Origin of the sequence: Bradyrhizobium sp. Mp19 (genome assembly GCF_029952935.1) — a bacterium.
Taxonomy (GTDB): Bacteria; Pseudomonadota; Alphaproteobacteria; order Rhizobiales; family Xanthobacteraceae; genus Bradyrhizobium; species Bradyrhizobium elkanii.
The window spans coordinates 1-20,386 of the sequence record NZ_JASAUT010000042.1 but is presented as its reverse complement, the minus strand read 5'-3'; the positions used below and the strand labels follow the sequence as shown (position 1 = coordinate 20,386).

The following is a 20,386-nucleotide window of genomic DNA, read 5'->3' as shown; positions in this document are numbered from 1 at the left end:
GTCATTCCGGGGCGGTCCGCAGGACCGAACCCGGAATCTCGAGATTCCGGGTTCGATGCTGCGCATCGCCCCGGAATGACGATGCAATTCATCCTGTTTGGGCACCGAACCAGCGCGTCAGCGCGGCGTCGAGGCCCGCCAAGTCTTCGCCGTCCGCCGCCCAGGCGATACAGGCATCCGGACGGATCAGCAGCGAAGGGCCGCCGCGTCTTGGCACGCATCGCACGAAGATGTCCCAGCGCGCCGCGATCGCTGACGCAGCTCCATCAGTTGCATCGACCAGCACGGCCCTGCCGTCCTCCATCTGATCAAACAGGGTTGTCTCCGCGCCGCCGTCGCCGAGAGCAAAATTGCCGGACAGCCGGCCGACCGATGGATGGTCGCTGCCGAGATCGTAACGGATCCTGATGCCGCTGATCATCTCGCCGAAGTAGCGGGTGCCCTCGTCGAGGCTCATCAGGTCCGCGACGATCTCGCGCAAGGCGTCCGTCATGACATCAGGCCGCATCAAGGCGACCTGGGCGCGGGTGTTGGCGAGCACTTTTGCCGCGATCGGATGCCGCTCTTCCGTGTAGCTGTCGAGCAGGCTTTCAGGCATGCGATCGCAGACAACAGCCGCAAGCTTCCAGCCGAGATTGACCGCATCGAGCAGGCCGAGATTGAGGCCCTGTCCGCCGAATGGCGAGTGCACATGCGCCGCATCGCCCGCCAAGAGGACGCGGCCCCTGCGGTAGCTGTCGGCCTGCCGCGCATTGTCGGTGAAGCGCGTCGCGGTCCTGACGGCGGTGACGCGAACGTCGGCGCCGCTGATCCGGCGCAGGGTGGTCTCGATCTCCTCGCGCGTGACCGGCGCGCTGCGATCGGCCGGCGGTCCGTCGAACTCGGCCAGGAACACCCGGCCGGGAATCGGTCCATACGCCATCATGCCGACCGGCGTTCGCCGCCAGCCGACTGGCAGAAGTCGATCCGGATGATCGAGGTCGACGATGGCCTGGTGTCCCGTGAGGGTCGGTTCGGTGCCGGGGAATGCGAAGCCCGCGCGCTTGCGAACGGCGCTGCGTCCGCCGTCGCAGCCGACCAGATAGGCAGCGTGCAGCTCGATATCGCCGGACGTGTCCTTGGTCCGCGCAACGATGCAATCGCCACGATCCTCGAAATCGATCAGTTCGCAGCCGCGCCTGATTGTGATGCCGAGCGCGCGGGCGCGCTCGGCAAGCATGCTTTCCAGGGCTTGCTGGTTGACACCGCGCAACCGCCGGTCCGGCTCGCGCTGACGTGTCTGGTCGATCAGGAAAATGCCTGAGAAGTGACCGCCGAATTTCTTGAACGGCAGTTCGCTCGCATCGCCCGCGCCCTTCATGAGCCTGGACATGCTGTCCGCCATGCCGCGTTCGACCGCATTCATCGCGTCGCCGAGGCCGCGGCGCTCCAGTGCCTCGCCTGCCAACGCGCCGATCGCGCCGGCCTTGATGGTCTGGTCGGGCTCGGCCAGCCGCTCGATCACGATCACGTCGGCGCCGCCCAGGGTCAGTTCGATCGCCAGCAGCAGTCCGGTCGGCCCGGCACCGACCACAACCACGTCGGTTCGTTCACGCGTCACGCCGTCACCATAAACTTATACTCAGTATAATATTTAGTATGGTACAAATTCCCGCATGTCAAATCAGGGCGGATTGCGGGAGCGGAAAAAGGAGGCGACGCGCCAGGCGATCTCGGATGTCGCCACCGGGCTGTTCCTGGAACGCGGCTTCGACAATGTTTCGGTGGCCGAAGTCGCCGAAGCCGCCGAGGTCTCCCGGATGACGGTGTTCAATTACTTTCCACGCAAGGAAGACCTGTTCTTCGACCGTGAAGAGGAAAGCCGCCAGATGCTGCGGGCCGCCTTTGCCGAGCGTCCGGCCGGCGAGGCGCCGATCGCGACCCTCCGCAAGCTGGTGCACAGCCTGGCGGATCGCGTGCATCCGTTCGCGAAATTCACCGATGCAACGGCGAAATTCTGGCGCACCGTCGCCGAGAGCCCGGCGCTCTCGGCGCGGGCGCGCGAGATGCGTGACGAGTTGATCAATGATCTCGCGAGCGTGCTGGCGGCAGCCGTCAAGCGCCCGCTCGCCGATGCCGATGCCCGGCTCGCCGCGTCGATGGTGGTCACGGCACTGACCGTCGCCTATGCGGAAGGGCTTCGCGAGCACAAAGCCCGCAGGTCGGCTGCATCGTCACGCGAGACCTTCCTGCGGATCATGGAGCGAAGCTTTTCCGGTATCGCGATCATGCTGAAGGATACGCCCTACGCATAAATCCGGGCCGAGCCGGATGCGACAAGGCCATTGTTCTGCCGCAGCCGGGGCAGGTACTCTCGAAGCGCGTGCGGAAGACACGCATCGAACAAAGAGAGGAAACCCATGGAACTCGGATACTTCGCGATGCCGTCGCATCCGCCGGAGTGCGGATTGAAGGAGGGCCACGACTGGGACCTGCAGACGCTGCGATGGCTCGACGAGCTCGGCTATCAGGAAGCCTGGATCGGCGAGCACCACACCGCGCCCTGGGAGCCGCATCCGTCGCCCGATCTCCTGATCGCGCAAGCGCTGCTGCAGACCAGGAACATCCGTATCGGGCCCGGCGGCTTCCTGCTGCCGTATCATCACCCGGCAGAGCTCGCCAACCGCGTCGCGATGCTCGATCACCTCTCGAACGGGCGGCTCAACTTCGGCGTCGCGGCCTCCGGCCTGCCGAGCGACTGGGCGATGTTCAATGTCGACGGCATGTCAGGACAGAACCGCGACATGACCCGCGAGGCGCTCGAGATCATCCTGAAGATGTGGACCGAGCCGGCGCCCTGGACCCACAAGGGCAAGTTCTGGACCGTGACCAAGCCGGACACGATGTTCGATTTCCTCAAACCGCACATCAAGCCGCAGCAGACGCCGCATCCGCCGATCGGCGTCGCGGGACTCTCCAAGAATTCGGACACGCTGAAGCTCGCCGGCGAGCGCGGCTTCATTCCGATGAGCCTCAACCTCAACCCCGCCTATGTCGGCAGCCACTGGGACTCGGTGGAGGCGGGCGCGGCCAAGACCGGCCGCACGCCGAGTCGCAAGGATTGGCGAATGGTGCGCGAGGTATTCGTCGCCGACACCGACGAGGAAGCATGGAAGCTGTCGACCGGCGACATGATGGGCCGGATGATGGGCGAGTACTTCCTGCCGCTGCTCGGCCACTTTGGTTTCAAGGATTATTTGAAAGCTTCGCCCGACGTGCCGGACAGCGATGTCACGGTCGAATATTGCGCCCGCAACAACTGGATCGTCGGCTCGCCGGCGACCGTCACCGAGAAGATCGAGAAGATCTACCAGGAGGTCGGCGGCTTCGGCGTGCTCCTGGTGTTCGGCTTCGACTACAAGCACAAGCCGGAAGCCTGGCACAATTCGCTGCGGCTCCTGAAGCAGGAGGTGCTGCCACGGCTGAAGCATCTCGACGCCTCGGTCGGCCGCGCGGCGACCTGAGACGATGAGGAGCACGGGGCAGCGGTAACGCTGCCCCGTAGTCATGACGGATCGCCGGCGTCAGGTGGTGCCGAGCCAGAACCGCGTTTCGGTCTCCGCCCAGCCCTTGCCGATGCGGTTGCTCAGCCAGGTGTCGCTGCGCTTCAGACCCTTGTCCTTCTGGCCCTCCGGCGTGTTGCGCCAGGCCTGCCAGCGATACTGCCCGTAGATGCTGACGATGCGCGCCGCGTAGGTCAGCGCCAGCTGCGAATCGCCCCTGATGATGATGAGGTTGTCGTCGTTCTTGGTGCTGGCGCGGTCGGAGAAATTGTGCGAGCCGGTCATGACCACCGGGTTCTTGCCGGCCGGATCCAGCACGATCACCTTGCTGTGCACGGCGATCATGAATTTGCCGGTGTTCTTGATCTCGTGCTCCCACCAGTCCGCGGTCTTGTCGATGCCGGCCGGCCGGATCACGTCGGCGATCTGCTTGCCCTTGAAGACCTGCTGCTGTCCGTCACCGGCCAAGAGCTGCAGCTGATCCTTCGGACTGTCCTTGCCCTGCGCCGGAAAATTGTTGAGCACCCCGCGCACATAGAGCTTCTTGTCCTGCGCCTTCTCCAGAATCGGGCCGAGCAAGCCTTTGTTGCCGGGATTGAGCATCAGGCACACCGCGCCATGCTCGGTGTCCTCGATCATCTTGGTGGCTTCCTTGAGGTCGCCGCTCTTGGTGGTGGGCGTGAACCAGACGCTGATTTTCGACTCGCCGATGGTGAAAGGCCATTCGTGATCGCCGGCCACGGCCAGCGCCTTCGGCGACTTGCTGCCGTCGGCGTAGATCGCCGTCCAATGGTCGTGATAGGCCGCCGCGACCTTGTCGTCGCTGATCTCGAGCCCGTTGTTGTTCTGGGTGCACAGCCCGGTCCGGGTCCAGTTGGTGCTGCCCGTCCAGACCACCTTCGGCCTCTGCGCGCCGTCGCAGAACACCGCGAACTTGTTGTGGGCGTAGCGGCTCGGCGCAATCTTGCGGCGGACGATGTCGACGCCGGCCTTCTTCAGCACGGTGGCGTTCTTCTCGGTGTCCTTGGCGGTGGCGTCGGACTTGCCGGTGCTGTTCCCAAGCACGACGTGCGCGTTGCCCTTCATCGCGGTCAGCGCGGCGATCAGCTCAGGGTCGTTGAGCTCGTAGAGCGCGAGATAGACGTCGCGCTTGCTCTTTTTGGCATCGGCCAACAGCGCCAGCAGGCGGGCGCCGAGCTGGCCCTTGAGGAAGTCGCGGATCTTGTTGCCCTTGGTCGAGATCGCCTTCTCCAGGGTTTGCGCCGGCTTCTTGTCCTTGCCAATCGCGCGTGACAGCCATTGCGCCGAGATCGTGCCGCGGTTGAACCAGGGCTTCAGCGGGCCCGAGGGCATTGCGGAGACGTATTCGGTCCATTGCGCCGGCGCGCTGTAGGCGGGCTTCACCTTGGTGGCGCCGTCCTTGAGAACCGGAACGACGCCATAGCGGACCGGCGCGTCGGTTGGCGCCAGGAAATCGGTCCAGTTCGTCTTCTGCACCGGCCATTCGGTGCTCGGCCGATGTTCGCCCGGCTTGTGGCCTTGCGCCTGGTCCTCGAACCCGACCCAGGTGTCGACCACGGTTGCGCTTTTGCCCTGCTGCTGACGATACAGCGCAAAGCCGAGACAGTCCGGGATCATTGCCGCGACCTCCCAGACCACGAAGATGCCGTCGGTGGTCGGGAACGCCTGAATTGTGGAAATCATGGTGATGCTCCAAATCCCTGATGAGAAATATCCGGTCGATATGAATGTGATGCGTCCTTGGCGCGTCCGCGCGTCAACCTCGCCCGGCGATCCTTGCGTCGGATCATTCCGGGCGTCGGGCCGCTGATCTAGCAAGGAGAGTATGCCAGATAATTTACAACCGGATCTGTCGGCAGGATCACAGATCGATCATACCGTTGCACCCGTTCAGCCGCGATGCCGTGAGCCCGGTCGCGGCCTCCTACAGCAATCGCACCGTGACCTTCGCCTTGCCCTTATGGTCGCCGTAGAACCATCCGCAGACCCAGGGGAGGCCGATGACGGCCTGGTTGACGTAGAGGAAGATCTCGCCGCTGCGATCGGCGGTGAACCTCGCTCTGTAGACCTGCGGGTCGGTATTCGACACCGGCAGGGGGTCGAGGAAGTACTCGTCGACCCCGGTTTCGCCGGCCCGCGCGATCAGCCGAAACCACGGCCGGAACAGGATCCGTCGCAGGAAGATCGTGGCGTATCCACGCCAGCGCTTTGCGCTCTCGATGGTTGAGGTCCGGTATCCGATCGGCGTCACGGCGCGGCCGGCGTCCTCCCATGGCTCCGACATCGTGATCGCGATCTCGTACTTGAACCCCGTGCGCACCTTGAGGCCGGTCGGCGCGCAGATCGCGCTGGTGTCGAAGTCGGCCGCATCCTGCGGGATGCCCTTGTCGACGGCGACCAGCTTGTCTGTTGCAGTGCCCTTGCAGAATGCCCCGGTCGAATCGGCGAGATTGAACAGGAAGTGGCTGACCAGCGTCGCGCTGAACCAGACCAGCAGGGCTGTCAGCGCAAACGGCACGACATGCCGCTTTCCGACATTGAGGACCCACTGATAGATCACACTGGTGCGGAATCGATAGATCGCGTTGTGCACGAAGCCGGAGAGCGGCACAGGGTTGGTGCGGTTGCGCCAGATGATCCGCATCCGGTCGCTGATGGTTGCGCTGAGCGAACTGCCCACCGCCATCAGCGCGAAAACAGCGATGATGCCGCCGGCGAACCATTCCGGATTGCCGGCGTACCAATCGGTCCACCAATGAAAGGAATCGGGCAGGAACGATTGAACGAAGCGCACCAGCTCCGAGATCATCCTGACAGGTGAGCTGAATTCGTTCTCCTTGTGCTGGTTGTGGAACAGCCAGAACGCCGCCAGATGAAGCGACGCCGCCAGCGTGGCGAAGTAGGCAATCCGGCGCATCCAGACGTAATTCCATAGCTTCTCCTGCGCGGCATAGCGCGCCGGTGCGCCCGCGGGCGTCTCAAACGTATTGGCGCCGAGCGGGGTGATCTGGCCGCTGCGCGAGACGACCACGTAGTTCGGCGGAAGTCCGATCGGGGCGTAGGCATTGGCGCCGCTGTCGATCCGCTCGAACACGCTCTCGTGGATTTTCGGCACCGGCACGCTGACGCCGGCATAGGGATCGTTGCAGAGGTCGGCGACCTTGCGCGGACCGTACCGGTAATACGCGCCGAGGCCCGCCCGCGAATCGTAGAGGCGGCCATCCTTGTCTTCGGAGGATTTGATCGACTTGATCGCATCGGGATCGGCAATCGGTGCGCTCTTGAATGCGAGGCCGCGCTTGACGGCTTCGTCGACCAGCCAGGCCAGCGGCACGAATGCGACGGCGTCGTCCGGATAGCCGCCGCCGACATTGGCATGCATTCCGACGAACCAGACCTGGACGAGGCGCTCGCCATCGATGCTGGCCGGCACCGCCGGTGCGGGCTGTCCCGGCTCCTGCTCGGTCCAGAGCACCGGATGAAAGGTCGTGCGCTCGTCGTCGAGCGCAAGCGCGTGTCGCGCGCACTTGACCTTCGGGCTGAGAATCCGGTTCGGCAGTTCGAGCGGCCACACCCAGTTCGAGATGCCGCGCGTCATCTCGTCGATCGGCAGGCCATACGCCGCGACGGTATCCCAGATGCCGATGAATTCGATCGCAGGGACCGGTTTGCGGGCGATCTCCGCATAAGGTTTGTTGCCTTGCAGGCGGTCCAGCACCGGCACGAGGACATAGTCGCGCAATGCGCGGAACAGCACCTCGATGCGCCAGATCGAGTGGTAGCCCTCGGCCCGGTATGCGCGATAGGCCTTCACCGCGCCGTCGTGCAGTTCGGATTCGGTGTCCGCGACGATCAGGCCCTGATCGAGGATGAGTGCGGCGAGCGTGCGCACGGTGAATGCGCCGCGGCTGAATCCGAACAGGTAGATCTTCGAATCGTTCTCGTGGTCGTAGTTCCGGCAGATGAACTTGTAGGCGTCGAGGATATTGCGCTTGAGACCGTAACCGAAGGCGCCGCCGAGCAGAGCAAGCGGAATGAATTTCGACGTGCCGACGCCGTCGTCATACTTGGCGGCCTGCGTATTGCCCTGCAAATCGAGCGACTGGAATATCCGCCAGACATTGGTGCGCCAGACGCTGGAAGCGGCGTTGCCGGTGCCATCGGACAGAATAATGATCTTCGGACTCGGCATTGAAAGACGCTCGCTGAAACGAATGAAGCGGATGACGCAGCGTAGCAGGGACCGGATCGATTGCTACCTTTGATCGCTCTTTAATCATTCCATGCCGCGATAGGTGTGAACTGGCGCACAAAGCGTCACGTGGTCGCGGCCATGTGAGAGGTGACGGCTTTCGCGTTGCTGCGAAAAGGCCTAGCCTAATCGCGGCGCAATTCATTGATGAGGCATAGCGATGCGCAGCCACGTCAGAAAATTTGCCCATGTCCTTGAGCGCTTCGGTCTTGCTTTGGCGGGAGCTGCAAGCGGTCTGTTTGTCGCCATCCATGTCGGCTCGAGCGTCTCGGCGCTGACCTCGCAGGCGTTCCTGCTCATCATGATGCTGGGCGGCGCGATCGGCTTCTATCTCGGCATCGATACGCCCCCCAAGCTGTTCCATCCGAAAGATACGGCGTCGATGCGCAAGATCGACGCGGCGGAGCTGCTCGGCGCGATTGGGACCTTCCTCGCGACGATGGTCGCCTTCTTCTCGGTTGGCGTCGTCGTGCTGCGCAGCGAGCCGGACATCGGCTGGACCGCGGCTATCATGGCGGGCTGGGTGCTCGGCGTTGCGATGCAGATCGTCGGCGGTACGATCGCGCGGGCGCGCGCGTGAGGCATCGAACTGGTGCTGGACGAGGCTGGTTTCCTGGCTCGAAATCGGTCGTGTGGGAGGGGGAACGGTCTGGACGCAAGTCGGGTGTCGGCCGTCACCCGCTATGCCGGGACACCACAAAGGCTACGCCGCGCCGGATCAGCTGCTACTCCGCCTCCCTTATCTGTTCGCGACCTTGGTGGGATCCTTGACCGCCTTGAACGTCTCCTGCTCGACGCTGTAGAGCTCGCCGCCGACCTTCTCGACCTTGCGAATGTAGATGTCGTGGACGACCTCGCGCGTCTTCGGGTCGATCGACATCGGGCCGCGCGGGCTTTCCCAGGCCATGCCCTTCATGGCGTCGACCAACGCATCGCCATTGGTCTTGCCGCCGGTCACCTTCAGCGCCTCGTAAATCAGATGCATGCCGTCATAGGCGCTGACGCTGATGAAGTTCGGTCGAACATTCGCGTTGGCCTTGCGGAAGGCGGCGACATAGTCGCGGTTCAGGTCCGATGGATGCGCGGCGGAGTAGAACCCCGCCGTGATCATGCCGATCATCGCATCGCTCATACCCGGCAGGTCCTCGTCGTCGGCGATGTCGCCGGGGCCGATCAGCTTGATCCCGCTCTTGTCGAGCCCGCGCTCGACGAACTGCTTGGCCAGGATACCGGCCTGGCTTGTCGGGACAAAAATGAACAGGGTGTCGGGATTGCCATCCCGCGCGCGCTGCAGGAACGGCGCGAAATCGGGGTTGGCCAACGGCACTTTCAGCGCTTCGACGATCGTTCCACCGGCCACGGTGAAGCTCGCCGAAAATACGCCGGCGGCTTCGCGCCCGGGTGCCCAATCGGACGCGATGATGGTGGCCCGTTTCGATCCGTTCCGCGCCGCCCAATCCGCCAGCACGCTGGCCTGCTGCGCGTGCGTCCAGCTGGTGCGCACGAAGTAAGGCGACCGTTCGGTCACGATCGAGGTGCCCGATACCATGACGACGGTTGCCGTCTTGCTCTCATTGGCCAGCGGCGCGAGTGCCAGCACGCTCGGCGTCAGCCCGCCGCCGAGGATCGCGACCGCGTCGTTGACGATCAGCTCCTGCGCAATGCGCTTGGCATTGTCGGGCACGCTGGCATCGTCCCGGACGATCAATTCGATCTTGCGGCCGGCGACCATGTCGCCGTGTTGCGCCATGTAGAGCCGCGCCCCGGCGACCGCCTGTTTCCCGACCGGCCCCAGGACGCCGGTCAATGGCATCACCAGCCCGACCCTTACGACGTCCTGCGTCTGGGTGTGTCCCGGTCGCACCGCCGCAAGCGCCAGAACAGCCCCGACCAATATGGCAAACCGGGTGCTCGACATGGCCAACCTCCCGTGAGCCCGGAAATGATGCCGGGCTATCCGCGACTATCGGCTTCGCGGCACGGAAGTCCTGATGAAGAAGTGACAGAACGGCGAATTTCCTGCTAAATTTTCCCGATTGGTGCCGTCTGTGGGCATGGAGTGACCTCTATGGACCCGGCGACTGATTCCGTTTTGATATTTGATTCCTTTGAGCTTGATCTCGCCCGCGGCGTAGCCCGCGTGGATGGCGTCGATCTCGATCTCAGGCCGAAATCATTCGCGGTGCTCGGCTATCTCGCCGGCAATGCCGGGCGGCTGGCATCCAAGCAGGATCTGCACGAGGCGGTCTGGGGTAACGTCGCGGTTTCGGACGACTCGCTCGTCCAATGCATCCGCGAGCTGCGCCTGAAGCTGCGCGATGATGACCACCGCATCATCAAGACGGTGTCTCGCCGCGGCTATCGCCTCGACGCCAGGCCGGTGCAGCCGGCGCACGATCATGGATCGCAGAACGTCTCGCGCCGGATGTCCGCGCCCCGCGGCATTGCAGCGCGCTTGGCCGCACTTCCCCGATGGTTGCTGATCGCCGGCCTGTCGGTGATCGCCTTCGCATCACTCGCATCCGCGCCGCCGATCGCCAACGGGATGTGGCATCCCCTGGCGGAATTGGCGCACTGGCTTGTGCCGCAGGATCACGGCATCGTGCCGGATCAGGATGTCGAGCGGATCACCGCGCTGGCCGCCGAGAAGCAACTGCCGCTTCCCGCCTATCGCGTTCGCGCGCCGACAAGCGATGTGCCGGACAATGTCCGTCGCTTTCTCGGCGTGTGGGTGAGCGATGAGGGATGGATCAATTCGCACCGCCAATTCATGATGATCGTCACCAATGTCGATCGGGACGGTGTCGCGACCGGCTATCTCGTGAACGGGCCGGCGATGCCGCACAGCCGTGTACCCGGACCCGGCTTTTCCGGCGGCTTCACCGGATATGTCCTCGACGACGTCTTGCGCTATGACGGCAATACGGGACTGCATTCTGCCTCGATCACCGCGGATGGACGGATCGAGTTCAAGCTCGTCTTCCGCGAGGGAGGTACCAGTATCGTGTTCCTCGAACCGCTCTGGACCCTTGCCCACCCAGGGCACGTCGCCCGCAATCAAACCTGATCGCATCGTTCGTGATGACGGCATGTCGCCGTGCGGATCGTCGGCCGCGATCGCGTCTGCGCGCGCAGCTACGCGTCGCGCGTGACGCCCAATCCGGCCAGATGCGTGTCGACGAACTGCGCGAGCCGCTCGCGCAGCATTTCCGGCGGCACCGCGACCATGCGCTCCTCGAGGCCGAGCGAGATGATGCCGTGGACCGCGGAGAACATCATCCGCGACAGCAGCGCGATGTCGCCGGGATCGCGATCGGGCAGCAGCCGCACCAGCGGCGGATGCATCAGCGCGAACGCGTCCATCACCATCGTGAGAATGTCTTCCGGAAACGGCCGGTCGTCCTCCATCCGGTGCTCGAACAGCGAGCGCAGCAGATTGGCGTGTTCGGTGGCGAAGCCGAGATAGGCGTCGGCAAGCCCGTGCAGCTGGCGCAGGGGATCGTCGGACGGGACCGCCTTGAGTTGCATGGTCAGGGCGTGAACGGTCTCCCGGTTCACAGTCAGGATCAACCCGTCGAAGTCGCCGAACTCATTATAGACACTCCCGATGGAGCAGCTGGCGGCCTCGGCGACATCGCGAACCTTGAGTGATCTCAATCCTTTAGTGGCGATTGACCGGCGCGCAATCTCGATCAGCAGGGCCCGCCGCTGAAGTTTTTTTCGATCCCGTCGCGATTCTTCTTGAACAATGTTCATTTTCGTACTACTAATTTGAGCGTTGCTCAAGTTGGCATAGGAGGCCACTCAGATGCAGACCCTAGCACTTCAATTGACCACCACCCTTGTCGATGACGCGATCGAGCTCGTGAATGGCTTTGGCCGCGCCGTCCTCAATCTGGCGACCGCGCCGATCGAGCGGATCGCCCGTGCCTGCGACGTCGCAGGCGTCCTGGAGCAGCGGCGCGCGGATCGGCGCGCGCCGCGCCAAGCGGCTGCGAGCGGTGGCCGCTGCAAGTCGCGCAACTGCCGATGGTCGCCGTTCCGCGGCTTGAGTGAACTGACCTGAAGCGGCCCCCGGCAATTGTCGGCGAAACCTCAACAAAGCGCTCACCATGTCCTCTTCGAGCCCGTCCGGCGTCGATCAACCCCAGGTCTGGATAAGGTCTCGTACATCTCTGGCGGGCAATGTCGCGACGTCCCGGTGCGACCGATTTTGCGCCGGTTCGAACCGATACGTTGCGGAAAAGACTAAAGGCTGCGGCATCTCCGTCATTTTCTCCACGCTCACCATTCTCTGCCACCCGAATTCGCAGACCTGCCAGCGCCGTGCGCGCTAACCCAAGGAACCGGTCATGATCAAGGAATTGATGACGTCCCGCCGCTTCGCGCCGCTGTTCTGGTCGCAGTTCTGCTCGGCGTTGAACGACAACGTGCTGAAGAACGCGCTCGTCATCATGCTGCTGTATGGCGTCGCCAACGAGCAGGGGCCGGCGCTGGTCCAGCTCGCGGGGGCGGTGTTCATCGCTCCGTTCTTCGTGCTGTCGGCGCTCGGCGGCGAGCTCGCCGACCGCTACATCAAGTCCGTCGTCGCCCGCCGGCTGAAGTTCTTCGAGATCTTCGCCGCGGCCTTTGCCGCCGCCGGCTTCTTCACCCATTCGATCCCGCTGCTGTTCATCGCGCTGGCGCTGTTCGGCATCGTCGCCGCGCTGTTCGGCCCGGTGAAATATGCCGTTCTGCCCGACCAGCTGTCGGTGTCCGAACTCGCGACCGGCAACGCGCTGGTCGAGGGCGCAACCTTCATGGCGATCCTGATCGGCACCATCGCGGGTGGCATGTTCGTCGCCGGCGCTAGCCACATGGGCTGGATCTGTGCCGCCGTGGTCGGCCTGTCGGTGCTGTCCTGGGCGTTTGCATCGCGCATCCCGGTGACGCAGCCGTCCGCGCCCGATCTGCCGATCACCAAAAATCCCTGGACCTCGACCGTGCGCCTGTTGAAGTCGCTCTATGCCGAGCCGCGGCTGTGGGACGGCATGGTGATCGTGTCCTGGTTCTGGATGGTCGGTGCGATCGTGCTGTCGCTGCTGCCCGCGCTGATCAAGGAGGGCGTCGGCGGCACCGAGGGCGTGGTCACGCTGTGCCTCGCCGTGTTCGCGATCGGCATCGCCGCCGGCTCGCTGTTCGCCGCGCAGCTGAGCCATGTCCGCCCGAATCTCGCGCTGGTGCCGATCGGCGCCATCGTGATGGGCGTGATCGGCCTCGATCTCGCCTGGGCGATCGCCACCACCTCACTCGGCAAAGATGTCACCGCGGCTGCGTTCGCGACCTCGTTCGGCGGCTTCCGCATGCTGGCCGACTTCTTCCTGTTCGCCTTCGGCGGCGGCCTGTTCGTGGTGCCGTCATTTGCCGCCGTGCAGGCCTGGACCGCACCGTCAGAGCGTGCCCGCATCATCGCCGCCGGCAACATCCTGCAGGCCGGCTTCATGGTTGGCGGCGCGGTGTTCGTCGGCGCCCTGCAATATATCGGCCTGCCGATCGCCTGGATCTTCTTCGGCCTGGCCGTCGCGAGCTTCGGCACCGTCTGGTTCGTGCTGAGCAAGTGGGGCAAGGAAGGCGTGCGCGACTTCGGCGCGCTGCTGTTCCGGGCGCTGTTCCGCGTCGAGGTGCGTGGCATGGAGAACCTGCCGCCATCGGGCACGCGGATGCTGATCGCGCCCAACCATGTCAGCCTGGTCGACGGCCCGCTGCTGCACGCCACCTTGCCGATCGACGCGAGCTTCGCGGTCGACACCGGCATCTCCAAGGCGTGGTGGGCCAAGCCGTTCCTGAAGATGATCAAGCACTACACGATGGATCCGTCGAAGCCGCTGGCCGCGCGCGACTTGATCAAGCTGGTCGCCGCCGGCGAGCCGGTGGTGATCTTCCCGGAAGGGCGCATCACGGTCTCCGGTTCGTTGATGAAGGTCTATGACGGCACCGCGATGATCGCCGACAAGGCCGATGCGGTGGTCGTCCCGGTCCGCATCGAGGGCGCGCAGCGCTCGCATCTCAGCTATCTCAAGAATGGCGAGATCAAGCGCTCCTGGTTCCCCAAGGTGACGATCTCGATCCTGCCGCCGGTGAAGCTGCCAGTCGACCAGTCGCTGAGGGGTAAGGCGCGCCGCAATGCCGCCGGCGCCGCGCTGCAGGACGTGATGATCAACGCCATGGTCCAGAACGCGATGCTCGACCACACGCTGTTCGAGGGCCTCGGCCATGCCTATCGCGACCGCGACACCGGCAAGCCGATCATCGAGGACGCGCTCGGCACCAAGCTGACCTATCGCAAGCTGATCCTTGGCGCCCAGGTGCTGAGCCGCAAGCTCGAGCAGGGCACCGCAGTCGGCGAGAATGTCGGCGTGCTGCTGCCGAACTCGGCCGGCGTCGCCGTCGTGTTCATGGCGCTGCAGACCATCGGCCGCGTGCCGGCGATGCTGAACTTCTCGGCCGGTCCGGTCAACGTGCTGGCGGCGATGAAGGCGGCGCAGGTGAAGACCGTGCTGACCTCGCAAGCCTTCATCGAGAAGGGCAAGCTCGACAAGCTGATCGGGGCGCTCGCCGGCCAGGCGCGCGTCGTCTATCTCGAGGATGTCAGGGCCGGCATCGGCCTTGCCGACAAGGTCGCGGGCTTCCGCGCCGGCATCGCGCCGCGCGTCGCCCGCAAGGCCAACGATCCCGCGGTCATCCTGTTTACCTCGGGTTCGGAAGGCACGCCGAAGGGCGTCGTGCTGTCCCATCGCAACATCCTCGCCAACGCGGCACAGGCGCTGGCGCGGGTCGATGCCAATGCCAACGACAAGGTGTTCAACGTGCTGCCGGTGTTCCACTCGTTTGGTTTGACCGGTGGCATGATGATGCCGATCCTCGGCGGCATCCCGATCTTCATGTATCCGTCGCCGCTGCATTACCGGATCGTGCCCGAGCTGATCTACCAGACCGGCGCGACGATCCTGTTCGGCACCGACACCTTCCTCACCGGCTACGCCCGCTCGGCGCATGCCTATGACTTCCGCACGCTACGGCTCGTCATCGCCGGTGCGGAGGCGGTGAAGGAGCGCACGCGGCAGGTCTACATGGAGCGCTACGGCATCCGCATTCTCGAAGGCTACGGCGTCACCGAGACTGCGCCGGTGCTGGCGATGAACACGCCGATGGCCAACCGCCAGGGCACCGTCGGCCGGATCTCGCCGCTGATGCAGTACCGCCTCGATCCGGTCCCCGGCATCGAGGAAGGCGGCCGGCTGTCGGTGAAGGGCCCGAACGTGATGCTCGGCTATCTCCGTGCCGAGAATCCCGGCGTGCTGGAGCCGCTGCCTGAAGGCTGGCACGACACCGGCGACATCGTCTCGGTCGACGCGCAGGGCTTCATCGCGATCAAGGGCCGTGCCAAGCGCTTTGCCAAGATCGCCGGCGAGATGGTTTCGCTGTCGGCGGTGGAGGCGATCGCGGCTGCGATCTGGCCGCAGGCAATGTCGGTTGCGGTCACGCTGCCCGATCAGCGCAAGGGCGAACGCATCGTGCTGCTCACCACGCAGAAGGATGCCGACCGCGCCGCGATGCAGCGCCAGGCCAAGAGCGTCGGTGCCTCCGAGCTCGCAGTGCCGGCCGATATCCGCGTCGTCGACAAGGTGCCGCTGCTCGGCACCGGCAAGACCGACTATGTCGGCGCCACCGCATTGGCCAAGGAACTCGCGGTTGCGCCTGCGCCGCAGGCCGAGCCCGCCGGCGATGAGGGCGAGGCCGAGCCGGCGCAGCTCGCGCAACACGTTGCATGAGTCTTGGCATGATGGTTGTGCTTTTCGGGAGCATGTTGTCAGATAGACGGCAACTGCTCCCGAGAAAGCACGATCATGCTGGACAGACTGAACCCGGCTACAGAGGACGCGCCCGAGCTCATAGCCGAACGATGGATCGGCGCGCTGGATGCGGCGTTCGCGAGCCGCTCCGCTGATGCTCTCGCCGCGCTGTTTGCGCCCGAGAGCCACTGGCGCAATATCTTCGGCATCTCCTGGCAGTTTGCGACCTTCAGCGGACGGCAGCGCGTCGTGGCCGAGCTGCTTGCGCGCGCAGAAGCGGTCGGCGCGAGCGGATTTCGTCTCGATGACCGTGCCTTGATACCGCGGCGGGCCGTGGTGGCCGGGCGCGAGGCGATCGAGGCCGTCTTCACCTTCGACACGTCGAATGGTCCCGGCAGCGGCGCGGTCCGCCTGCTGCATGAGAGGGGCGGAAATTCCGCGGCGTGGACGTTCTCCACGATGCTCGACTTCAACCGCATCTGCGAGGCGCGCGCCGACCGCGCCGCCGAGCAATCCCACGCGCGCGATTTCGCCGCACCCGACTGGCTGGAGCAGCGGCAGGCCTCGCGCGCGTATGCCGACCGCGAGCCCGACGTGCTGATCGTCGGCGGCGGCCATGCCGGCATCGCGGCCGCGGTCGAGTGCAAGCGGATCGGGCTCGATGCCCTGATCGTCGATCGCGAGCGGCGCATCGGCGACAATTGGCGGCTGCGCTATCGCGGCCTCAAGCTGCACAACAAGACGCCGGTCAATCTGTTTCGCTATCTGCCGTTTCCGCCGAGCTTTCCGGACTACATCCCGAAGGACAAGATCGCGAACTGGCTGGAGAGCTATGTCGACATCATGGAGCTCGACTTCTGGACCGAGACGTCGTTCGAGGGCGCGCGCTATGACGATAGGGCGCAACGCTGGACGGTGACGCTGCAACGGACCAGCGGCCCGCGCACGCTGCATCCGAAGCACATCGTGCTCGCGACCAGCGTCAGCGGCACGCCGAACGTCCCCAGGATCGAGGGCATCGAGAATTTCGAAGGTAAGGTGCTGCACTCCAGCGCGTTCGCGGCCGGGCGCGAATGGGCAGGGCGCTCGGTCGTCGTGTTCGGCACCGGCACCAGCGCACATGACATCTGCCAGGAGCTGCACGCCGCCGGCGCCGACGTCACCATGGTGCAGCGCAGCCCGACCATGGTGGTCAATGTCGAGCCGGCGCAGCTCTACGACAAGACCTATCTCGGCGACGGCCCGCCGATCGAGGTGCGCGACATCCTCAATTCCGGCGTGCCGCTGCCGGTCATGAAGATCGCGCACCGGATCATCACCGACGAGGTGAAGCGGCTCGATGCGCCGCTGCTGTCGCGGCTGGAGCGCGCCGGCTTCCGGCTCGAATTCGGCGAGGACGGCACCGGCTGGCCGCTGAAATTCCGCTCCCGCGGCGGCGGCTACTACTTCAATGTCGGCTGCTCCGAGCTGATCGCCGACGGCAGGATCCGCCTGATCCAGGCTGCCGACATCGCTGATATCACCGCCACCGGCCTTGCGCTGAAGGACGGCACCTCGCTCGCCGCCGAGCTGTTCGTGCTCGCCACCGGCTACAAGGGCCCGGACCATCTGGTCGGCAGATTGTTCGGCGAGGACGTCGCCGGGCGCGTCGGCCGGGTCTGGGGCTTTGACGATGCGACCCAGGAACTGCGCAACATGTGGACGCGCACGCCGCAGCCCGGCCTCTGGTTCGCCGGCGGCGCGTTCTCGCAGGCCCGCATCTACAGCCGCTTCATCGCGCTGCAGATATCCGCGATCGAGGCCGGCACGCTTTCCAAGCAGGTAGAGTTTTGACGAGATCATCTCACCTGCTGTTTTCTTCTCCCTCTCCCCGCTCTTGCGGGGAGAGGGTTGGGGTGAGGGGCTCCGTCCGCGCATTCGACCCGTCGAGATTCCCCCTCACCCGGCGCTGCGCGCCGACCTCTCCCCGCAAGCGGGGCGAGGCAAGATTGGCGTCTGCTGCAATCCCATTCACACCACACTGAAGGACTCCCATGCCGCTTCCGCTCGACCCCGTTATTGAGAAGATCATCCCGCTGCTGCCGCTGCGCGATCCCGAAACCATGACGCCGCAGAGCTGCCGCGATTCGCTCCGCGCGCTGGCCGAGGCGCGCAAGGCGGTACCGCCGCCGCCCGTCGACGTGGCGCGCGATATCGCGGTCGCGGGCGCCGCCGGCAAGCTCGGCGCGCGGCTCTATCGCAACGGCCGCGGCACGGCGCCGACCGTGATTTTCTTCCATGGCGGCGGCTGGGTCGCCGGCGATCTCGAGACCCATGATCGCCAGGCCCGCAACCTCGTGATCGACACCGGCGCTGTGGTGATCTCGGTCGATTACCGCCGCCCGCCGGAGACGCGCTTTCCTGGCGCCTTCGAGGACGCGTTCGCCGCGATCCGCGACGTGGTCGCGCGCATCGACGAATTCGGCGGCGATCTTTCCCGCGTCGGCGTCGCCGGCGATTCCGCGGGCGGCAATCTCGCCGCCGCCACCGCGCTCGCCTGCCGCGACGCCGGCATCAGGCTCGCCGGGCAATTGCTGGTCTATCCCGTCACCGATGTGGTCGGCAATTTCTCCGATGCGGGCGAGAACGCCAAATTTCCGTCACGCGCCGAGAATGCGGACGGCTACTTCCTGACGCGGGCGACGATGCAGTGGTTCTGCGGGCACTATCTCGCCGACAAGGCGGAGGGCGCCGACTGGCGCGTCTCGCCGCTGCGCGCGAAGAGCCTTGCCGGTGTCGCGCCGGCGGTCGTCACGACAGCCTGGTTCGACCCGCTGCGTGACGAGGGCCACGCCTATGCCAAGGCGTTGCAGGCGGCCGGCGTGCCGGTCGCGTATCATTCCGGCGAAGGTCTCATTCACGGCTATTTCGGTCTTGGCGACGCCTCGGAGGCGGCACGCGCCGAGGCACAGCGTGCGCGGGCGGATTTCAAGGTGTTGCTGGAGCGGGGGGCGTAGCCTCCTCGTCGCACCGGCCGTTGTTGGCGACGGGGAGTCTAACCTCCCCGTCGTCCCGGCCAAGCCAACGGGTCGGCGCAAAGCGCCGCCCGATTACAGGCTCCGCGCGAGCCGGGACCCATAACCACCGCGGCCTGTTGTTGCAGCGGGCTGCGGCCCCAGCATCGTGCCACACGAACATTCGTGGTTATGGGTCCCTGCTTTCGCAGGGACGACAATCTTGGTGTGGATAGTTTTGCGTTCAACTCCCTCTCAATCATTCCCGATCGTGTCGCCGAACAGCTGCCAGGTCTCGCCGTTGAACTTCTGCAGTCGCATCGCTTCGACCGGGAAGTAGTCGGTCGGCGAGGTCTTCACCTTGATGCCGGGCAGGAACATCGGCAGCGCGATGTCGAGATTGGCGGCCTGCTTCATGATGTTCTCATGGGTGAGGTCGTCGCCGCATTGCTTCAGCACCTGCACCGTCGCCTCCGCCACCACATAGCCGTAGACGATCAGCTGGTCCTGCAGATTGCCGTCCGGAAAATACTTCTTCATGAAGTCCTGCCAGGCGATCACGTCCGGATCCGCTTTCCACTGCGGATCGTTCGGATCCTTCAGCGAGTAGGACGAGATGATGTCCCTGGAGTATTCGAAGCCGGCCGGCTTCAGCACCGAGGACACCGAGGTCGAGGTCGCCGCGAGGAAGAACAGGTCCGGCTTCCAGCCGATCTCGCCGATTTTCTTGATCGCCTGCGCCGCCTGCTTGGGGATCGCGTGCATGAACAGCACGTTGGCGCCGGAGGATTTCAGCTTCACGATCTGGCTGTCGACCGTCGGATCGGTCGATTCATAGGTCGTCTCCGCCACCACCATCTTGGCGGTGTTCTCCGGCCCAAGCCCCTTCTTGAAGCCGTTGCCGTAATCCTTGCCGGCGTCGTCGTTCTGGTAGAACAGCGCGATCTTCGCGTCCGGCTTGTTGGTCAGCACATATTTTGCGTAGACCGCGGTCTCGGCCTGGTACGACGGCTGAAAGCCGATCGTCCACGGATAATGCTGATAGTCGCCCCACAGCGTGGCGCCGGCGCCGACGAATAGCTGCGGCACTTTCTTGTCGTTGAGATATTTGCGCACGGCTAAACCCGTCGGCGTGCCCAGCGGATTGAGGATCGCGGCGACTTCCTCCTGCTCGACCAGCTTGCGGGTCTGCTCCACCGTTTTCGGTGGCGAGTAGCCGTCGTCGAGCGTGATCAGATTGATCTTGCGCCCGTTCACGCCGCCCTGGTCGTTGATCATCCTGAAGTAGGCGGCCTGCGTCTTCGCGATCACGCTGTAGGCCGACGCCGCGCCGGAGAACGGCGAGGTCTGTCCGAGCTTGATCTCGGTGTCGCTGGCACCCGTGCCATATTTCTTCTCGGCGGCGTGTACCTGCGTCGCGAGCGCAAGCGCGACGGCTGCCGTGACGGCCTTCCAGATCATCGTGAGCCTCCCTGTGGCTTTTTTGTTTTGTTCGCGAGGGAGAGCTTACGCAGGTCGAGGGAGGCAGGCTTGCGACGAGGCGCCGGGGCAGGGATGAGAAAACGCGGCTAGTACCGTCGTCCCGGCGAAGGCCGGGACCCATAACCACTAATATTTGCCGTTGCGTGGAATGTTGCCCCAGCGTCGCACCACATAAACAGCCGGGGTAATGGGTCCCTGTGTCTTGGAAGTCTGTCAGGATGAGGGTGGGCGGGAAGCCGTTGGGTCCTTGGCGCTTGACGCCGT

The 20,386-nt window shown here is 64.8% G+C and carries 14 protein-coding genes; 8 read left to right on the top strand and 6 right to left on the bottom strand.

From position 1 onward, the window contains the following. Positions 1–88: 88 nt before the first annotated feature. On the bottom strand, positions 89–1,600 hold the full coding sequence (locus QJT82_RS32955; protein ID WP_210199795.1) for an FAD-dependent monooxygenase: 1,512 nt from the start codon (positions 1,598–1,600) through the stop codon (positions 89–91). A 55-nt stretch (positions 1,601–1,655) separates the two neighbouring features. On the opposite strand from QJT82_RS32955, the gene QJT82_RS32950 reads away from it, so the two are divergent. Both QJT82_RS32950 and QJT82_RS32945 read left to right on the top strand, forming a co-directional pair. Beyond that, positions 1,656–2,294, top strand: coding sequence for a TetR/AcrR family transcriptional regulator (locus tag QJT82_RS32950; RefSeq protein ID WP_028343277.1), 639 nt, complete (start codon positions 1,656–1,658; stop codon positions 2,292–2,294). A 105-nt stretch (positions 2,295–2,399) separates the two neighbouring features. Beyond that, positions 2,400–3,503 (top strand): LLM class flavin-dependent oxidoreductase, encoded by a 1,104-nt coding sequence (locus tag QJT82_RS32945; protein WP_028343278.1) that lies wholly within the window; start codon positions 2,400–2,402, stop codon positions 3,501–3,503. Between the two features lie 60 nt (positions 3,504–3,563). Here QJT82_RS32945 and QJT82_RS32940 read toward each other — a convergent pair whose 3' ends face one another. Together QJT82_RS32940 and QJT82_RS32935 are read right to left on the bottom strand one after the other, a co-directional pair. Further along, positions 3,564–5,246, bottom strand: coding sequence for a phospholipase D-like domain-containing protein (locus QJT82_RS32940; RefSeq protein ID WP_028343279.1), 1,683 nt, complete (start codon positions 5,244–5,246; stop codon positions 3,564–3,566). A gap of 241 nt (positions 5,247–5,487) precedes the next feature. After that, the gene (locus tag QJT82_RS32935) at positions 5,488–7,755 is read right to left on the bottom strand and encodes a DUF2235 domain-containing protein (RefSeq protein WP_028343280.1); all 2,268 of its coding nucleotides are present in this window, start codon (positions 7,753–7,755) and stop codon (positions 5,488–5,490) included. Between the two features lie 220 nt (positions 7,756–7,975). Between QJT82_RS32935 and QJT82_RS32930 the strand changes: the two genes are divergently transcribed. Then, a complete protein-coding gene (locus QJT82_RS32930) occupies positions 7,976–8,395 on the top strand; it encodes a hypothetical protein (RefSeq protein ID WP_028343281.1) in 420 nt (139 codons plus the stop codon). A gap of 159 nt (positions 8,396–8,554) precedes the next feature. Here QJT82_RS32930 and QJT82_RS32925 read toward each other — a convergent pair whose 3' ends face one another. Beyond that, a complete protein-coding gene (locus tag QJT82_RS32925; RefSeq protein WP_028343282.1) occupies positions 8,555–9,733 on the bottom strand; it encodes an ABC transporter substrate-binding protein in 1,179 nt (392 codons plus the stop codon). 150 nt (positions 9,734–9,883) lie between these two features. Here QJT82_RS32925 and QJT82_RS32920 point away from each other — a divergent pair, with 150 nt between their 5' ends. After that, positions 9,884–10,882 carry a winged helix-turn-helix domain-containing protein gene (locus QJT82_RS32920; protein WP_051448065.1) on the top strand — a complete coding sequence of 333 codons (999 nt, stop codon included), beginning with the start codon at positions 9,884–9,886 and terminating at the stop codon, positions 10,880–10,882. 68 nt (positions 10,883–10,950) lie between these two features. Here the strand turns inward: QJT82_RS32920 and QJT82_RS32915 are convergent, their stop codons facing one another. Continuing rightward, entirely contained in the window at positions 10,951–11,571 is a 621-nt protein-coding gene (locus QJT82_RS32915) for a TetR/AcrR family transcriptional regulator (protein ID WP_028343283.1), read from the bottom strand. 52 nt (positions 11,572–11,623) lie between these two features. On the opposite strand from QJT82_RS32915, the gene QJT82_RS32910 reads away from it, so the two are divergent. From QJT82_RS32910 to QJT82_RS32895, 4 genes are all read left to right on the top strand, one after another. Next, on the top strand, positions 11,624–11,881 hold the full coding sequence (locus QJT82_RS32910; RefSeq protein WP_028343284.1) for a hypothetical protein: 258 nt from the start codon (positions 11,624–11,626) through the stop codon (positions 11,879–11,881). A gap of 286 nt (positions 11,882–12,167) precedes the next feature. Next, on the top strand, positions 12,168–15,626 hold the full coding sequence (locus QJT82_RS32905; RefSeq protein ID WP_028343285.1) for an acyl-[ACP]--phospholipid O-acyltransferase: 3,459 nt from the start codon (positions 12,168–12,170) through the stop codon (positions 15,624–15,626). A 75-nt stretch (positions 15,627–15,701) separates the two neighbouring features. Continuing rightward, positions 15,702–17,480, top strand: a complete 1,779-nt coding sequence (locus tag QJT82_RS32900) for an NAD(P)/FAD-dependent oxidoreductase (RefSeq protein ID WP_028343286.1) — start codon at positions 15,702–15,704, stop codon at positions 17,478–17,480. A gap of 200 nt (positions 17,481–17,680) precedes the next feature. Beyond that, positions 17,681–18,643 (top strand): alpha/beta hydrolase, encoded by a 963-nt coding sequence (locus QJT82_RS32895; RefSeq protein WP_028343287.1) that lies wholly within the window; start codon positions 17,681–17,683, stop codon positions 18,641–18,643. 252 nt (positions 18,644–18,895) lie between these two features. On the opposite strand, the gene QJT82_RS32890 is transcribed toward QJT82_RS32895, so the two are convergent. Continuing rightward, the gene (locus QJT82_RS32890) at positions 18,896–20,101 is read right to left on the bottom strand and encodes an ABC transporter substrate-binding protein (protein WP_028343288.1); all 1,206 of its coding nucleotides are present in this window, start codon (positions 20,099–20,101) and stop codon (positions 18,896–18,898) included. Between the last annotated feature and the right edge of the window lie 285 nt (positions 20,102–20,386).

What these genes read in the sequence shown, in the direction of transcription:
- QJT82_RS32915 (WP_028343283.1), bottom strand. Translation starts at nt 11,571, where the DNA reads ATGAACATTGTTCAAGAAGAATCGCGACGGGATCGAAAAAAACTTCAG.
- QJT82_RS32900 (WP_028343286.1), top strand. Translation starts at nt 15,702, where the DNA reads ATGCTGGACAGACTGAACCCGGCTACAGAGGACGCGCCCGAGCTCATA.
- QJT82_RS32925 (WP_028343282.1), bottom strand. Translation starts at nt 9,733, where the DNA reads ATGTCGAGCACCCGGTTTGCCATATTGGTCGGGGCTGTTCTGGCGCTT.
- QJT82_RS32945 (WP_028343278.1), top strand. Translation starts at nt 2,400, where the DNA reads ATGGAACTCGGATACTTCGCGATGCCGTCGCATCCGCCGGAGTGCGGA.
- QJT82_RS32910 (WP_028343284.1), top strand. Translation starts at nt 11,624, where the DNA reads ATGCAGACCCTAGCACTTCAATTGACCACCACCCTTGTCGATGACGCG.
- QJT82_RS32920 (WP_051448065.1), top strand. Translation starts at nt 9,884, where the DNA reads ATGGACCCGGCGACTGATTCCGTTTTGATATTTGATTCCTTTGAGCTT.
- QJT82_RS32935 (WP_028343280.1), bottom strand. Translation starts at nt 7,755, where the DNA reads ATGCCGAGTCCGAAGATCATTATTCTGTCCGATGGCACCGGCAACGCC.
- QJT82_RS32950 (WP_028343277.1), top strand. Translation starts at nt 1,656, where the DNA reads ATGTCAAATCAGGGCGGATTGCGGGAGCGGAAAAAGGAGGCGACGCGC.
- QJT82_RS32890 (WP_028343288.1), bottom strand. Translation starts at nt 20,101, where the DNA reads ATGATCTGGAAGGCCGTCACGGCAGCCGTCGCGCTTGCGCTCGCGACG.
- QJT82_RS32905 (WP_028343285.1), top strand. Translation starts at nt 12,168, where the DNA reads ATGATCAAGGAATTGATGACGTCCCGCCGCTTCGCGCCGCTGTTCTGG.
- QJT82_RS32930 (WP_028343281.1), top strand. Translation starts at nt 7,976, where the DNA reads ATGCGCAGCCACGTCAGAAAATTTGCCCATGTCCTTGAGCGCTTCGGT.
- QJT82_RS32940 (WP_028343279.1), bottom strand. Translation starts at nt 5,246, where the DNA reads ATGATTTCCACAATTCAGGCGTTCCCGACCACCGACGGCATCTTCGTG.
- QJT82_RS32895 (WP_028343287.1), top strand. Translation starts at nt 17,681, where the DNA reads ATGCCGCTTCCGCTCGACCCCGTTATTGAGAAGATCATCCCGCTGCTG.